Source organism: Rhizobium sp. 05N430, assembly GCF_056396985.1.
On record NZ_JBFTMO010000004.1, the window covers coordinates 222179 to 236678 of the forward strand.

Annotated in this window: 15 protein-coding genes and 1 tRNA gene; 4 read left to right on the forward strand and 12 right to left on the reverse strand. The window is 60.6% G+C overall.

The window, feature by feature from the left end; genetic code table 11:
- Nucleotides 1-42: 42 nt before the first annotated feature.
- Nucleotides 43-873 (reverse strand): aldo/keto reductase, encoded by an 831-nt coding sequence (locus AC1DJO_RS11560; protein WP_477970590.1) that lies wholly within the window; start codon nucleotides 871-873, stop codon nucleotides 43-45.
- Nucleotides 874-970: 97 nt separating this feature from the next.
- Complete coding sequence (locus AC1DJO_RS11565; protein ID WP_477970592.1) at nucleotides 971-1519, reverse strand: L,D-transpeptidase family protein; 549 nt, start codon at nucleotides 1517-1519, stop codon at nucleotides 971-973.
- A 141-nt stretch (nucleotides 1520-1660) separates the two neighbouring features.
- On the opposite strand from AC1DJO_RS11565, the gene AC1DJO_RS11570 reads away from it, so the two are divergent.
- Complete coding sequence (locus AC1DJO_RS11570; RefSeq protein WP_112385851.1) at nucleotides 1661-2344, forward strand: response regulator transcription factor; 684 nt, start codon at nucleotides 1661-1663, stop codon at nucleotides 2342-2344.
- 13 nt (nucleotides 2345-2357) lie between these two features.
- Complete coding sequence (locus AC1DJO_RS11575) at nucleotides 2358-2813, forward strand: cyclic nucleotide-binding domain-containing protein (RefSeq protein WP_477970594.1); 456 nt, start codon at nucleotides 2358-2360, stop codon at nucleotides 2811-2813.
- Here AC1DJO_RS11575 and AC1DJO_RS11580 read toward each other — a convergent pair whose 3' ends face one another.
- The 6 genes from AC1DJO_RS11580 to tesB form a co-directional block, all read right to left on the reverse strand.
- The gene (locus tag AC1DJO_RS11580) at nucleotides 2814-3617 is read right to left on the reverse strand and encodes an exodeoxyribonuclease III (RefSeq protein ID WP_112444591.1); all 804 of its coding nucleotides are present in this window, start codon (nucleotides 3615-3617) and stop codon (nucleotides 2814-2816) included. It abuts the gene before it with no gap.
- Nucleotides 3618-3740: 123 nt separating this feature from the next.
- Complete coding sequence (locus AC1DJO_RS11585) at nucleotides 3741-4409, reverse strand: outer membrane lipoprotein carrier protein LolA (protein WP_112385854.1); 669 nt, start codon at nucleotides 4407-4409, stop codon at nucleotides 3741-3743.
- Between the two features lie 137 nt (nucleotides 4410-4546).
- Nucleotides 4547-7213 carry an FtsK/SpoIIIE family DNA translocase gene (locus tag AC1DJO_RS11590; RefSeq protein WP_477970596.1) on the reverse strand — a complete coding sequence of 889 codons (2667 nt, stop codon included), beginning with the start codon at nucleotides 7211-7213 and terminating at the stop codon, nucleotides 4547-4549.
- Nucleotides 7214-7453: 240 nt separating this feature from the next.
- The gene (locus AC1DJO_RS11595; RefSeq protein WP_112385856.1) at nucleotides 7454-8824 is read right to left on the reverse strand and encodes an ammonium transporter; all 1371 of its coding nucleotides are present in this window, start codon (nucleotides 8822-8824) and stop codon (nucleotides 7454-7456) included.
- A 28-nt stretch (nucleotides 8825-8852) separates the two neighbouring features.
- The gene (locus AC1DJO_RS11600) at nucleotides 8853-9203 is read right to left on the reverse strand and encodes a P-II family nitrogen regulator (RefSeq protein WP_162698828.1); all 351 of its coding nucleotides are present in this window, start codon (nucleotides 9201-9203) and stop codon (nucleotides 8853-8855) included.
- A gap of 210 nt (nucleotides 9204-9413) precedes the next feature.
- On the reverse strand, nucleotides 9414-10298 hold the full coding sequence (gene tesB / locus AC1DJO_RS11605) for an acyl-CoA thioesterase II (RefSeq protein ID WP_112517798.1): 885 nt from the start codon (nucleotides 10296-10298) through the stop codon (nucleotides 9414-9416).
- An 83-nt stretch (nucleotides 10299-10381) separates the two neighbouring features.
- On the opposite strand from tesB, the gene AC1DJO_RS11610 reads away from it, so the two are divergent.
- Nucleotides 10382-11596 (forward strand): ubiquinone biosynthesis hydroxylase, encoded by a 1215-nt coding sequence (locus tag AC1DJO_RS11610; RefSeq protein ID WP_477970598.1) that lies wholly within the window; start codon nucleotides 10382-10384, stop codon nucleotides 11594-11596.
- On the opposite strand, the gene AC1DJO_RS11615 is transcribed toward AC1DJO_RS11610, so the two are convergent.
- The 4 genes from AC1DJO_RS11615 to AC1DJO_RS11630 form a co-directional block, all read right to left on the reverse strand.
- Nucleotides 11593-11781 carry a Trm112 family protein gene (locus tag AC1DJO_RS11615; RefSeq protein ID WP_112385859.1) on the reverse strand — a complete coding sequence of 63 codons (189 nt, stop codon included), beginning with the start codon at nucleotides 11779-11781 and terminating at the stop codon, nucleotides 11593-11595. The two genes, AC1DJO_RS11610 and AC1DJO_RS11615, sit on opposite strands and share 4 nt — an antisense overlap.
- Nucleotides 11782-11790: 9 nt before the next feature.
- Nucleotides 11791-12462 (reverse strand): LON peptidase substrate-binding domain-containing protein, encoded by a 672-nt coding sequence (locus AC1DJO_RS11620; RefSeq protein ID WP_112385860.1) that lies wholly within the window; start codon nucleotides 12460-12462, stop codon nucleotides 11791-11793.
- A gap of 102 nt (nucleotides 12463-12564) precedes the next feature.
- On the reverse strand, nucleotides 12565-13548 hold the full coding sequence (trxA, locus tag AC1DJO_RS11625; protein ID WP_477970600.1) for a thioredoxin: 984 nt from the start codon (nucleotides 13546-13548) through the stop codon (nucleotides 12565-12567).
- Between the two features lie 58 nt (nucleotides 13549-13606).
- The gene (locus tag AC1DJO_RS11630) at nucleotides 13607-14116 is read right to left on the reverse strand and encodes a prolyl-tRNA synthetase associated domain-containing protein (RefSeq protein WP_112540508.1); all 510 of its coding nucleotides are present in this window, start codon (nucleotides 14114-14116) and stop codon (nucleotides 13607-13609) included.
- Nucleotides 14117-14369: 253 nt separating this feature from the next.
- On the opposite strand from AC1DJO_RS11630, the gene AC1DJO_RS11635 reads away from it, so the two are divergent.
- Nucleotides 14370-14444 (forward strand) — tRNA-Gly (locus tag AC1DJO_RS11635).
- Nucleotides 14445-14500: the final 56 nt, after the last annotated feature.

The window sequence follows — 14500 nt, forward strand, 5'->3', positions numbered from 1 at the left end:
AAAGGGCGGCCTCGAGCCGCCCTTTTTTGTTTCTGAATAATATCAGAACGTCGCCGTATAAGGATCAGGCCCCATCCGGGCACCCTTGTCATCCAGTTTGGCAATCGCAGCCATATCGTCCGCATCCAGCTTGAAATCGAAGACATTGAAGTTCTCTTCGATGCGTGACGGCGTTACCGATTTCGGGATGACCACCAGACCGGTGTCGATATGCCAGCGGATGATCACCTGCGCCGGCGTCTTGCCGTGCTTCTTGGCGATCTCACCGATGACGGCATTAGCGATGAACTTGCCCTGCCCGAGCGGGCTCCAGGATTCCGTTACGATGTTGAGCTTCTTGTGCGCCTCCTGCGCCGCCTTCTGCTGGAAATCAGGATGCAGCTCGATCTGGTTGATGACGGGCACGACGCCGGTATCGCCGATGATGTGCTCAAGATGATCGGGATAGAAGTTCGACACGCCGATCGAGCGCGCCCGGCCCTCTTCCTTGATCTTCACGAAAGCCTTCCACGTCTCGCGATAGAGGCCGCGATGCGGCGACGGCCAGTGGACGAGATAGAGATCGACATAGTCCATGCCGAGCTTCTTCAGGCTGCCGTCGAAGGCGCGAAGCGTATTGTCATAACCCTGATCGGGGTTGCGCAACTTGGTGGTGATGAAAACGTCCTTGCGGTCGAGACCGGAAGAGCGGAAGCCCTCGCCGACGCCCTGTTCGTTGTCGTAGCCGGACGCCGTGTCGATATGGCGGTAACCGGCTTGCAGCGCCTTCAGCACCGTCGGCGCGGCGATATCCTGCGGCGTCTGCCAGACGCCCAGGCCTACCTGCGGAATGGAATGTCCGTCATGGAAAGTAATGATGGGTTGATTGGCCACAATATGTCTCCGTCAATTTGAAAGCCGGCGCGCCCGAGGCAGCGCGACGTCGAGAAGCCATATAGGACGGCGGCGAAGAATTATCACCCCTTGAGATTCAGAGAACCCGGACGACCGTCCCCTTGCGCATGTGGGGCAGCATGCGGCGCATGTCCTGCGGCTTGACCGCGACGCACCCGTCCGTCGGCTGGTAGCCGGGACGGATCAGATGGAAGAAGATCGCCGAGCCGCGATACCGCGCCCGCGAAGACACGTTCCAATCCATGACGAGGCAGACGTCGTAAAGCCCGTCCTTGCGCTTCAGTTCCTCATGGCTCTGCTTGAAGGGCGCCTTGACCAGACGGTTATAATTGGCGTTCTCAGCCTGATCGCACCAGAGCATGTCGGCACGGATGCGCGAAAGCGCAAGCGGCGTCGTGATCCGCTGTGGACGCTCGCCGCGCCGGAAGCCGTACAGCAGCTTCATCGAGGCCACCGGCGTTGCCCCATCCCCCTCGCGCTTCAAGACGCTACGGCCCGTCCGGCCGATCGCTGCAGACACGACGATAGGCCCGCACTGCACCAGCGCCCGGCTCTTTTTTCCCGGTTGAGGCCTCACAAGGATGGTGGAGATACGCTTTGCCGCTCTCTGCCTTGTTTTTTCCATTATTGTCACATGTTTTTGTTTTGCTTGGATGTTCGATGAAATCATATCGATCCGGGCGCTGCAACCGCGTGTCTTGCGCTCTTTGCCAATCATCGAATTTGGCGTAGGACTTGTAAGACGGAACCTGAGGAACAAAGCCGCATGACCGCACGCACCATTCTACTGGTGGATGACGATGACGACCTCCGCGAAACCCTGACGGAGCAGCTCGCGCTCTATGAGGAATTCACGGTTCTCCAGGAATCGACCGCCGGCAAAGGCGTGCAGGCTGCCCGTGGAGCACCGATCGACCTTCTGATCATGGACGTCGGCCTGCCTGACATGGACGGCCGCGAAGCCGTCAAGCTGCTGCGCAAGGGCGGTTTCAAGGCGCCGATCATCATGCTGACCGGGCACGACACCGATTCCGACACAATTCTCGGCCTCGAGGCCGGCGCCAACGACTACGTGACCAAACCCTTCCGCTTCGCCGTCCTGCTCGCCCGCATCCGCGTGCAGCTGCGCCAGCACGAGCAAAGCGAAGACGCTACCTTCACGGTCGGTCCCTATCTCTTCAAGCCGAGCCAGAAACTGCTGACCGCCGAAAACGGCCAGAAGATCCGGCTGACGGAAAAGGAAGCGGCGATCATCCGCTATCTCTACCGCGCCGAACAGAAGGTCGTGACCCGCGATGTGCTGCTCGAAGAGGTCTGGGGCTACAATTCCGGCGTCACCACGCATACGCTGGAAACCCACGTCTATCGCCTGCGCCAGAAGATCGAGCGCGACCCGTCCAATGCCGAAATCCTCGTCACCGAGAACGGCGGATACAAGATCATACCGTGAGGCAGATGCGCAGATGGCGCTGACAGACGACATACACACGCTCTCGCAGCTGCCGCTCTTCAACGGCATGTCGGACGACCAGCTGCGCCTGGTCGCCTTCGGCGCCGATCGCCGCGTCATCTCCACCGGCCAGATGCTATTTCGCGAAGGCTCTCCGGCGGAGAGCGCCTATGTGGTCATCAGCGGCGCGCTGGAGCTCACCGTGATGGACAAGGATGGGCATCATCGGGTGCAGCGTGTCGCGGGACCGGGCACCCTGTTGTCGGAGCTCGCGCTGGTCACGCTCGTAGAGCGCAAGTGCACGGCTGTCGCCCGCGAGGATACGGGCATCATCCGCATCACCCGCGCGCTCTTCCATCGCCTCATCGAGGAATATCCGGAAGCCGCCAAACTCATCGAAAACCGCATCCGCGACAACATCGCGGAGCTCGCTGCGCGTGCCACGGCGCAGCTCCACCGCTTTTCCTGATCAGAGATTGAAGTAGGCCGTCACGGGAACGTGGTCGGACGGCTTCTCCCATCCGCGCGCTTCCTTGAGGATCTCGACACGCTGCAGCAGCGGCCCGAGGTCGGATGACGACCAGATATGGTCGAGCCGGCGGCCCTTGTCCGCCGCTTCCCAATCCTTGGCCCGGTAGCTCCACCACGTATAGAGCTTCTCATTGGCAGGCACATGCTGGCGCATCAGATCGAGCCAGGCACCGCGCTTGATGACCTCGAGCAGCCCCTCGGTCTCAACAGGCGTATGGCTGACGATCTTCAGGAGCTGCTTGTGCGACCAGACGTCGTGCTCCAGAGGAGCGATATTGAGATCGCCGACCAGGATCGAGGACGTGTTGGGCTCGGCATTGGCCTTTAGCAGTTTCATCTCATCGACGAAATTGAGCTTGTGGGCGAATTTCGGATTGATCGCGATGTCAGGCTCGTCGCCGCCCGCCGGCACATAGAAATTATGCAACCGGATACGGCGCCCGCCGCGCTCGAAAATACCCGAGATATGCCGCGCATGGCCGACATCGCCGTAGTCGAAGCGGTGATCCTCGACGATCGGCAGGCGCGATGCGATCGCCACGCCATGATAGCCCTTCTGGCCGTGAAACAGGATGTGCTCGTAGCCCATTGCCTTCAGCGGCGCCAAAGGAAACAGTTCGTTCGGAACCTTGGTTTCCTGCAGGCAGAGGATGTCAGGTTGATGCTTGAGCAGGAATTTCTCGACGATCGGCATCCGGAGACGGACGGAATTGATGTTCCAGGTCGTGATCGAGAAGCTCATGCCAATGCCTTTCATCGAGGGGTGAAAAGGCTTTAGAGCAAAGCAGTGCCGGAGGAAACGGGCGGCAAAAGAAAACGCCCGGACAAAGCCGGGCGTCGCTTCAATGGGATGAGATCGGCGGGGTCAATCGCGCGAGGCGGCCGTCCCAGGAATGCTTTCGTAAGGCACCCGGAACACCTTGTCGTCGAATTGCACGCCGGTCTTGACGTTGAACACCATGACCGAGGTGTCCTTGCCCTGATTGTCGGTGATCGTCCACTGGCGCAGGTCGTAAGTCTTCGGATCGAACATCATGGTGATCGTCGAATTGCCGAAAACGGTGTTGTTGCCAAGCGCGATCGTCGTCAGGTCCGACTCTTCCTTGACGCTCTTCACCGAACCATCGCTGAGATTGATCTTCTGTGCCAGCAGTAGGCTGAGCGGCGTCTTCGACAGCGGATAGAGGTTCCAGGTCTTGAGCTTCAGATTGCCGATCGCGACATTCTTGCCGTCGGCAATCACCCGGATTGGCGACGGGTCGTCGTAGTTGAAGCGCAGCTTGCCGGGCCGTTCGATGAAGAACTTGCCGCCCGTTTGCTCGCCACGCGGACCGAACTGCACGAACTCGCCCTGCATGGTACCGACGCTCGAAAAATGGTCGGCGATCGCCTGTGCCGTCGAAGAGCCCGCGGCTGCCGCCTGAGCAAAAGCATTGAACGGTAATGCGGCCGACAAGGCGCCGAGCGCCATCGCGCCCAGCATATGGCGGCGCGTCAGCGAAAAGCCGTTCAGGAATGAATCGGAGTTGTTCATCTAGGTCTCCTTTATGCGACCTGCTTGCTGCCGAAAGGCGGCGTCTTCATGGCGCAGACGCATAGCTGCAACAGGTAACGTTTTCGAGGCGATCAGGTTTCCGTGAAGCCGTTGCCTCAAAAGATATTTCTTGAACTCTAGCGGTCAAGGATATCACTTTTGGTGGGAACGAGAATTTCTCGTTTTCCGGCGTGGTTCGCCGGGCCGATGACGCCTTCCTGTTCCATCCGTTCGATCAGTGACGCAGCCCTGTTGTAGCCGATACCGAGACGCCGCTGGATATACGAGGTGGAAGCCTTGCCGTCGTTCAGAACGATAGCAACCGCCTGATCGTAGGGATCATCGGAATCCGCGAGATTGGATGTTCCGGACGGACCACCACCATACTCGCCGTCTTCGTCGTCATCAGCCGTGATGGCATCAAGATACTGAGGCGCGCCCTGCGTCTTCAGGAATGAAACGATCTCCTCGACTTCCATATCGGCCACGAACGGGCCGTGGACGCGCTGGATGCGGCCGCCGCCGGCCATGTAGAGCATGTCGCCCATGCCGAGCAGCTGTTCTGCACCCTGCTCGCCAAGAATCGTGCGGCTGTCGATCTTCGACGTCACCTGGAAGGAAATGCGGGTCGGGAAGTTGGCCTTGATCGTGCCGGTGATGACGTCGACGGACGGACGCTGCGTCGCCATGATGACATGGATACCAGCGGCACGCGCCATCTGCGCCAGACGCTGCACCGCGCCTTCGATGTCCTTGCCGGCGACCATCATTAGGTCGGCCATTTCGTCGATGATGACGACGATGTAGGGCATCGGCTGCAGATCGAATTCTTCCGTCTCGTACATTGCTTCGCCGGTATGACGATCGAAACCGGTCTGCACGGTACGCGAAATCTGCTCGCCCTTGGCAAGCGCCTGCTCCACGCGGGCATTGAAGCCGTCGATATTGCGGACGCCGATCTTCGACATCTTCTTGTAGCGCTCTTCCATCTCGCGGACGGTCCACTTGAGCGCAACGACGGCCTTCTTCGGATCGGTAACGACGGGCGACAGCAGATGGGGGATGCCGTCATAGACGGAGAGTTCCAGCATCTTCGGATCGATCATGATCAGGCGGCACTGTTCCGGCGTCATCCGGTAGAGCAGCGACAGGATCATCGTGTTGATGGCGACGGATTTACCGGAACCGGTGGTACCGGCGACCAGCAGATGCGGCATCTTGGCGAGGTCGGCGATGACGGCTTCGCCGCCGATCGTCTTGCCGAGCGCCATGGCGAGCTTCGCCTTGGATCCCTCGAAATCACGCGACGCGATCAGCTCGCGCAGGTAGACGGTCTCGCGGGTCGAATTCGGCAGTTCGATACCGATGGCGTTGCGGCCCGGCACGACGGCGACGCGGGCAGCGATCGCGCTCATCGAGCGGGCAATATCGTCGGCAAGGCCGATGACACGGGACGACTTGATACCCGGAGCAGGCTCCAGTTCGTAGAGCGTGACGACCGGGCCGGGGCGGACATGGATGATCTCGCCCTTGACCCCGAAATCTTCGAGAACGCCTTCGAGCATCCGCGCATTCTGTTCCAGCGCATCGGCGGACAGCGTGCTGTCGCGGACGACATTTTTCGGCTCGGCCAGAAGATGCATCGGCGGCAGCTGGAAACCTTCGGGACGGATGAAGCTGCCCTGCGATTCGCGGTCAAGACGCGCGCCTGGCTTCGGGCGGGATGCTGCAGGCGTCACCCGCGGCTCGTGCTTGCCCCCGGAGCGCGCCGGGGCACGCATCATCCAACCATCCTCGTCGTCATCGGGAAGGATATCGGCGGGGCGAGGCGGCATGTCGGCGTCAAACGCATCATCGTCGTCATCGTCATCGAGCGAAATCGACGGCGCGGAGACGATACGGCGCTGCGAGGCCGCACCCACATCCATCGACGGGTCCATGCGCTCGCCACGGCCGGCAGGCGCCTTGGCGCGCACAGGCTCGTTGAGCTTGCCGAATTCGTCATCGTTGAAATCGTAGGGCGATTCGAAGTCGCTCTGGCGGCGCTTGCGCGGCCCCATGCCGAAGATGCGGCGCATGCGCGCCTGGCTCATGTACCAGGCATGTGTCAGGGCGCCGAAGGCAAGCCAGCCGCCTTCATCATCGCCATCATCCTCATCGGCTTCGCCAACCGAACGGGCCTTGGAGCGCGTTTCGGTAAAGTCCTCGGCAATATCGTCATCTTCTTCGGTGCGGCCAACCAGACCGGCCGCAAACAGCATCATCCAGACGGTCGGCACGGCGAAGACACAGCCGACGGCGGTTGCGAATGTTCCGGTTGGATAGGCGCCGACGAACAGTGCCGGGAAGCGCAGAATCATGTCGCCGATGACGCCGCCGATACCGTTCGGGATCGGCCAGGTCAGTGGTGGCGGAAAGCAGCCGATGACGGCAGAGGAAAGCACCGAGCCGAGCGCCCACGCACCGCCGCGCGCCGGGATGCGGCTGATATGACGGCCGGAGATCATCGCCAAAGCCCAGGCAACGACTGGCAGAAGCGCAATGACGCTCGCAAGTCCGAAGAACTGCATCGCCAGATCGGCAAAGGCAGCACCGCTATAGCCGAGGATATTGCTCGGAGCATTGCCGGTTGCGTAGGAATAGCTTGGATCGGCGACGTTCCATGTGGCCAGCGCCGCAACGGCAAGCGCCAGCATCAGGAAGATCGCAAAGCCCAGAAGAGCCTGCGCCTGCCTGAACAGGAACCCTGAAAGGGAGAAACGGTCCGGCCGGCTATCGATCGCCGGCGACGTGCTTCTTGCCATATGTCCTACCGTCCATGTGCTGCGGCGCGAATCGCTCTCGCAATTCACGCAGAATGCGTCTCTTCCACCTAACCAGAGGACGGTTAAAGCGGTGTTAACCATGACATCAGGGTATTAGTATGTTGAAAATAAAAGGGCCCGAACCTTGGAAGGTCCGGGCCAAAATGCGGTCTATGTTTTCGATAGGCCGCGACGGGCTGTTCAGCGGCGCCCTTTTTGCCGGGCGCCGCAATCCCCTGATTACGAATGGTAGGCAGCTTCGCCGTGGGTCGCGAGATCGAGACCTTCGCGTTCGGCTTCGACGGCAACACGCAGGCCGACGATGAGATCGACAACCTTGTAGAGGATCGCCGAACCGACGCCGCACCATACGATGGTTGTGGCGATAGCCGTCAGCTGGGTGACGACCTGGCCGCCCATCGTTACACCTTCGGCATAGCCGACGCCGCCGAGTGACGCGCTGGCGAAAATGCCGGTGGCGATAGCACCGAACATGCCGCCGACGCCGTGAACGCCGAAGACGTCAGCCGTGTCGTCATATCCGAACTTGTTCTTCACCACCGAGACGAAGAAGTAGCAAAGCGGCGAAACGATCAGACCCATGACGATCGCGCCCATCGGGCCGACGATACCGGCAGCAGGCGTGATGGCAACGAGACCAGCGACCATGCCGGAAGCGCCACCGAGCATCGATGCCTTGCCGCGTGTCAGGGTTTCGACAATCGCCCAGGAGATGACGGCAGCAGCGGTCGCAACGAAGGTGTTGACCGTTGCGAGCATGGCGCCACCCGAAGCTTCGAGGTTGGAGCCGGCGTTAAAGCCGAACCAGCCGAACCAGAGCATCGAAGCACCGACCATGGTCAGCGTCATCGAATGCGGAGCCATCATGTCCTTGCCGTAGCCGGTACGCTTGCCGACCATGATCGCGCCGATCAGACCGGCAACGCCGGCGTTGATGTGAACGACGGTACCGCCTGCGAAGTCCAGCGCGCCCATCTTGAAGAGCAGGCCGTTGGCGTCCCAGACCATGTGAGCGATCGGGAAGTAAACGAAGGTTGCCCAGAGTGCGCAGAACAGAACGACTGCCGAGAACTTGATGCGTTCGGCAAAGGCGCCGACGATCAGGGCAGGCGTGATGGCAGCAAAGGTCATCTGGAACATCGCGAAGATGAACTCAGGAATGACAACGCCCTGCGAGAAGGTTGCAGCCGTCGTATCCTTGGTGACGCCGGCAAAGAACATCTTGGCCGTGCCGCCCCAATACGGGCTTTCCGAGCCGCCGAAGGCGAAGGAGTAGCCGTAGATGACCCAGATCAGCATCAGAACCGCAGCAACCATCGTGCACTGCATCAGAACCGAAAGCATGTTCTTGGCGCGAACGAGACCGCCGTAGAACAGTGCCAGGCCAGGCAGGATCATGAAGAGAACCAGCAGCGTGGAGATGAACATGAAGGCGGTGTCGCCCTTGTCGGCGACCGGAGCAGCAGCAGCGGCAGCGGCCGGAGCGGCCGTCGTCGCGGCGTCCTGTGCAAAAGCAGCGACCGGCGCCAGAAGCGCAGCCGATGCAGCGCCGAACCGCGCAAATGTGGAAGAAAACTTCGAAATTGACATTGGTAAAAAGCTCCTTGCTCAGCGGTTCTTAGAGCGCTTCGGTATCGGTTTCGCCCGTGCGGATGCGGACGGCGTGGTCGATGGAGTAGACGAAGATCTTGCCGTCGCCGATCTGGCCGGTCTTGGCCGACGATGCGATGGCTTCGACCGCCTTGTCGACGATCTCGGTGGCGACTGCGATTTCGATCTTGAGCTTCGGCAGGAAGCTGACCGCATATTCGGTGCCGCGATAAATTTCAGTATGTCCCTTTTGGCGCCCGTAGCCCTTAACTTCGGTCACGGTCAGGCCTTGGATGCCGATCGCGGTGAGGGCTTCGCGGACCTCATCGAGCTTGAACGGCTTGATAATGGCCATCACAATTTTCATCTGGTTTCCCATCCTTCGTTATCCTCGGCACGGAGCCGACTCTCCTTGCCGCTGACGTTTGCGAGCAGCGACCGGGGATATACATTCAAGGGGCGTGCCAGATTCGAGGCGCGTTATAAGTTATTGAAAAGTAAAGATGATATCGAGAGGTGCCAATTTTGAGGCATTTGGCGGCGCAATAAAAGCTTAAATAATGCGCAAAACTGCAAATATGCACATTATTTATTCATCTGCCTTTTTCCGAATCAACCCCTCCTGGGCGACCGACGCAATCAGAACACCCGAGCGCGTAAACAGACTACCACGGGTCAGCCCGCGCGCACCCGAGGCAGAGGGGCTATCCTGGGTGTAGAGCAGCCAGTCGTCGAGTTTGTCCGGCCGGTGAAACCACATGGAATGGTCGAGGCTTGCGACTTGCAGCGTCTGATCGAAAATCGACGTCCCATGCGCATAAAGGGATGTGTCGAGCAGCGTCATATCGGAGAGATAGGCGAGCACCGCTGCCTGATAGAGCCGGTCATCCGGCACCGGGCCTGTGGCGCGCACCCAGACGTCCTGCCGTGGCTCCAGTTTCTCGCTGGAGAAATAGTGCGTCAGCGAGACCGGCCGGATCTCGATTGGCCGCTCGCGCTCCCAGTACTTGCGGATCGCAGCCGGCGCATGGGCGAGGTACTGGTCCTTGATCTGCTGTTCGCCAAGCAGCTTTTCCGGCGGCGGCACATCCGGCATTCCGGCCTGGTGGTCGAAGCCAGGCTCCTCGATCTGAAACGAGCAGGAAAGCGCAAAAATCGCCTTGCCGTGCTGGATGGCGACGACGCGGCGGGTGTTGAAGCTCGATCCGTCGCGAATGCGCTCGACCTGATAGATGATCGGCACAGAGGGGTCGCCCGGACGCATGAAATAGGCGTGCAGCGAATGCACGATCCGCCCGGGCTCGATCGTCCGCTGCGCCGCCATCAGCGCCTGGCCGATCACCTGCCCGCCGAAAACGCGCTGCCACCCGACCTGCGGACTGCGGCCGCGAAAGATATCGATTTCGATCGGCTCAAGATCGAGCGTCGCGAGAAGGGTTTCCATGGCGGTCGGTTTTGCCGCAGCTGCGGTCATTTGCTTGCCCCCCGGCAGTAGGAAGTAAGAGAGCGATGATCTATATAGATCGCGATTGTATTCACAAGGCTGAGGAGTAGGCGATGCTTGATATGCTGGTTGTTGGCGGAGGCTATGTGGGCCTGTCCGCGGCGGTGGCGGTCAAGCAGGCGGCGCCGCATCTTGATGTCGCCGTCGTCGAAGCAGCACCCGAACATGTCTGGCAGAAGGATATGCGGGCATCCGCCATCATCGCCGCCGCCGCAAAGATGCTGGAGGTTTTCGGCATCTGGGAGAATATCCGCGGCGAGGCCCAGCCGATCATTAAGATGATCGTCACCGATTCCAAGACATCGGATCCCGTTCGTCCGGTGTTCCTGACCTTTGACGGCGAGATCGAAGATGGCCGCCCCTTCGCGCATATGATCCCCAATGCGGTGATGGTCCGCGAGTTGCGCGGCGTCTGCGAGCGGCTCGGCGTCGAGATCCGCCACGGGCTGAGTGCCACCGGGCTGAAGACCGGCGAAAATAACGCGGCGGTGGAACTATCGGATGGCAGCAGCATTGAGGCGCGCCTCGTGGTCGCCTGCGACGGCGTGCGTTCCAAACTGCGCGACCTCGCCGGCATCAAGACCGTCAGCTGGGACTACGGGCAATCCGGCATCGTCGCGACCGTCGAGCACGAGCGGCCGCATAACGGCTGTGCCGAGGAGCATTTCCTGCCCTCCGGACCCTTCGCCATCCTGCCGCTGACCAACAATCGCTCGTCCCTCGTCTGGACCGAACGCACCAGCGATGCGAACCGCCTCGTCGCCGGCGACGATCTGATTTTCGAGGAAGAGCTGGAGCGCCGCTTCGGCCACAAGCTCGGCGCGCTGAAGGTGATCGGCGTCAAGCGCGCCTTCCCGCTCGGGCTGACGCTTGCGCGGTCTTTTGTGGCACCGCGCTTCGCGCTTGCCGGCGATGCCGCCCACGGCATTCACCCGATATCGGGCCAGGGCCTCAATCTCGGCTTCAAGGATGTCGCAGCGCTTGCCGAAACCATCGTCGAAGCCGACCGCCTCGGTCTCGATATCGGTTCGATCAACATTCTGGAGCGCTACCAGACCTGGCGCCGCTTCGACACGTTCCGGATGGGGGTAACGACGGATGTTCTGAACCGGCTGTTCTCGAACGATGTGACGCCGATCCGCATCGCCCGCGATGTCGGCCTCGGCATCGTCGATCGGCTGCCCGGTCTGAAGTCGTTCTTCATCGGCCAGGCGGCAGGAACGACCACCAAAACCAATCCGCGCCTTCTGGCCGGTGAAGCGATCTAGTCGTCCAGCCTTCGGGCCTCGGAAACCAGCATGATCGGGATTCCATCGCGGATCGGATAGGCGAGCCTTGCCTTTTCGGAGACCAGCTCGTTGAGCTCCCGGTCATAGCTCAGCCTGCCCTTCGTCAACGGGCACACAAGCAGCTCCAGAAGCTTCGGATCGACGCGGCTGAGTTTTTCGTCCATTCCGGTTGCTTACTGCAAAACCGTGTCGGAGTCACCGAAGACCCGCGCCAGCACGATCTCGGTAATGGCGATCAGCGTTTCCGCTCGCGTCTTCAGGTCGGGCGCCTCCAGCAGCGCCTGCTTTTCGGCCGGGCCGAAGGGCGACATCATGGCCAGCGAATTGACGAGCGTCAGATTGCTCGCGCGCTCGACGCTGTCCCAATCCGCTTCCAGCTTGTTGGCATCGAGATAGGCCCTGAAGGCAGAAAGAAGCGCCGAGCGATCGACTGCATCCTCTTCGTCGCGCGCCGAAAGATCGGAAATGAACGGTGCTATCCGGAAGGTACGGAACGGCTCGTGCGTCACCTTCTCGCCGATCAGCCGGAATCGGCAGATGCCGGTCAGCGAGACGATATAGCGGCCATCGCCGGTCTCTGCGAAAGAGGTGATCCGGCCGACACAGCCGACGGGTGCGAGATTGCACTCGCCGCTCTTGTCATCGGTTTCGACGAGCGCCGGCTGCACCATGCCGATCAGCCGGTTTCCGGCCATCGCCGCATCGAACATGGCGAGATAACGCGGCTCGAAAATGTTTAAGGGGAGTTGCCCGGTCGGCAGGAGCAGAGCGCCGGTCAGGGGGAAAACAGCGACGGTTTCCGGCAGATCACCGGGTTTCAAATATCTCGCATTCCCGACTTGCATGAAATTTCGTCCCGCATTCTTCAGGCAGGAAAAATCGGAGCCCTTGCCATCCCTTTTGAATGTGGTGCCCCGGCTCAAAAACGCAAGGGCACCCGCATCAAGTTAGGAGAACAGCATCGCCGAAAGCTTGCGCCGCGCGGCGATGGTTGCCGGGTCCTTGAAGCCCCAGACATCGAAGAACTGCAGCAGCTGGCGCCGCGCGCCGTCGTCGTCGAAAGTGCGGTCCTTGCGCATGACCGTCAGCAGATGCTCGGCCGCCTCGTCGCGGCGTCCCTCAACGTTGCGGATCTTGGCGAGCTTCACCCGTGCTTCATGGTCATCGGGATTACCGGCAAGCACCTGCTCCAGCGCAAAGGGGTCGCCGAGCTTGCGGGCTTCCTCGATCTGATCGAGCTTCTTGAGAACGGCCTGGATACCAGCATCCTTGGAAAGTTCCCCGGGCAGATCGGTCAGCGCCTCGCGGGCGCGCTCATGCTGGTTGGCGGCAATCATGCATTCCGCCATGCCGGCAAGCGCCTTGGCATTCTCCGGATCGGCCTGCATCACCGCGCCGTATAGCTGGGCAGCGCCGTTGACATCGCCCGCCGCCAGAAGACCGGCTGCCTCTTCGAGCACGGCTTCGATCTCGGCGGCCTGATCGGCACCGGCAGGACCGGCAAGACGATCGATGAACTGGCGAACCTGGCTCTCCGGCACAGCGCCCATGAAGCCGTCAGCGGGACGGCCGCCGACGAAGGCTATGACGGCGGGAATCGACTGGATGCCGAGCTGGCCTGCAATCGACGGATGATCGTCGATATTCATCTTCACCAGCTTCACGCGGCCCTGGGCCTCGTTGACGACCTTTTCCAGAACAGGTGTCAGCTGCTTGCACGGGCCGCACCACGGCGCCCAGAAATCGACGAGAACCGGCTGGTTGCGCGAATCCTCGATGACGTCCTTGGTGAAGTTCGCCGTCGTCGTGTCCTTAATATAGCTGCCCGCTGCCGCCGGCGCGGAAGCAGCCTGCGGCGCACCGCCGCCATAGGTCGCCGTTGCCGACATCGTGCCGTAGGACGTGCTGTAGGGGTTGTCGTTGCCGCTCATAGGTATCTCCCGCCAATGCCGGTCGCGCCCGGCTTTTTTCTAGCGCTAAAATCGTATGTCAGGCCGTGACTTTCAAGACAAGCGGCTTGTGACCCGTCGCTTCCATGAAGCGGATGAGATCGGCGCTGGCAATGGAGGTCGTCGCATCGTTGGAAAGCGGATGGCAGTTGACGATCTCTTCCTTCATCAGATCGGCATCGAGAACGAAGGTGACGTTGCTGCCGGTATCGTTGATCGCCCCGAATGCGGTGACCGATCCCGGGATCACACCCAGATATTCCATCAGCTTTTCCGGCTTGCCGAACGAAACCTTGCTGGCAGCACCGATCAGCGTGTGCACCGTCTTCAGATCGACGCTCGCATGCTCCTCGACGGTCAGCAGAAAGAACTGGTCCTTCTTGTCCTTCACGAAGAGGTTTTTCGTATGGCCGCCTGGAATCTCGTCGCGCAGCGACACCGATTCGGCAACGGTGAACACCGGCGCATGATCCTTCGTGGCATGCTGAATGCCGAGCTCGTCGAGAAAGGCAAAAAGCTCGTCGCGGGTCTTCGGCTTCGTATCGGTCATCACGCCATCCATCTCACAAAAATTGCGGGCAGGCGCTTTGATTAAGTCCGGGCCTCAGCTTTTGCAATGCGCGCGATCGACGCTTTCGCCCGGATTTGCGGCATTTTCGGAAGTTTTTCCAAAGGCTTACAATTTTTCTTTGCCTCTCCGTCATTTCCCTGTTGCATTTGAAAATCGTTTGGGCGATATAGCGCCCGTCGCCGCAAGGTGGCGCCCACGGTCCTCACAACTACCACAGGCCATGGGATTATGAGCGGGTGTAGCTCAGTGGTAGAGCACAACCTTGCCAAGGTTGGGGTCGAGGGTTCGAACCCCTTCGCCCGCTCCAAACTTCCTCCAGGACACAAAATTGAAGACCAAGCGCTCCAGCGCGCAGCTGGTCTT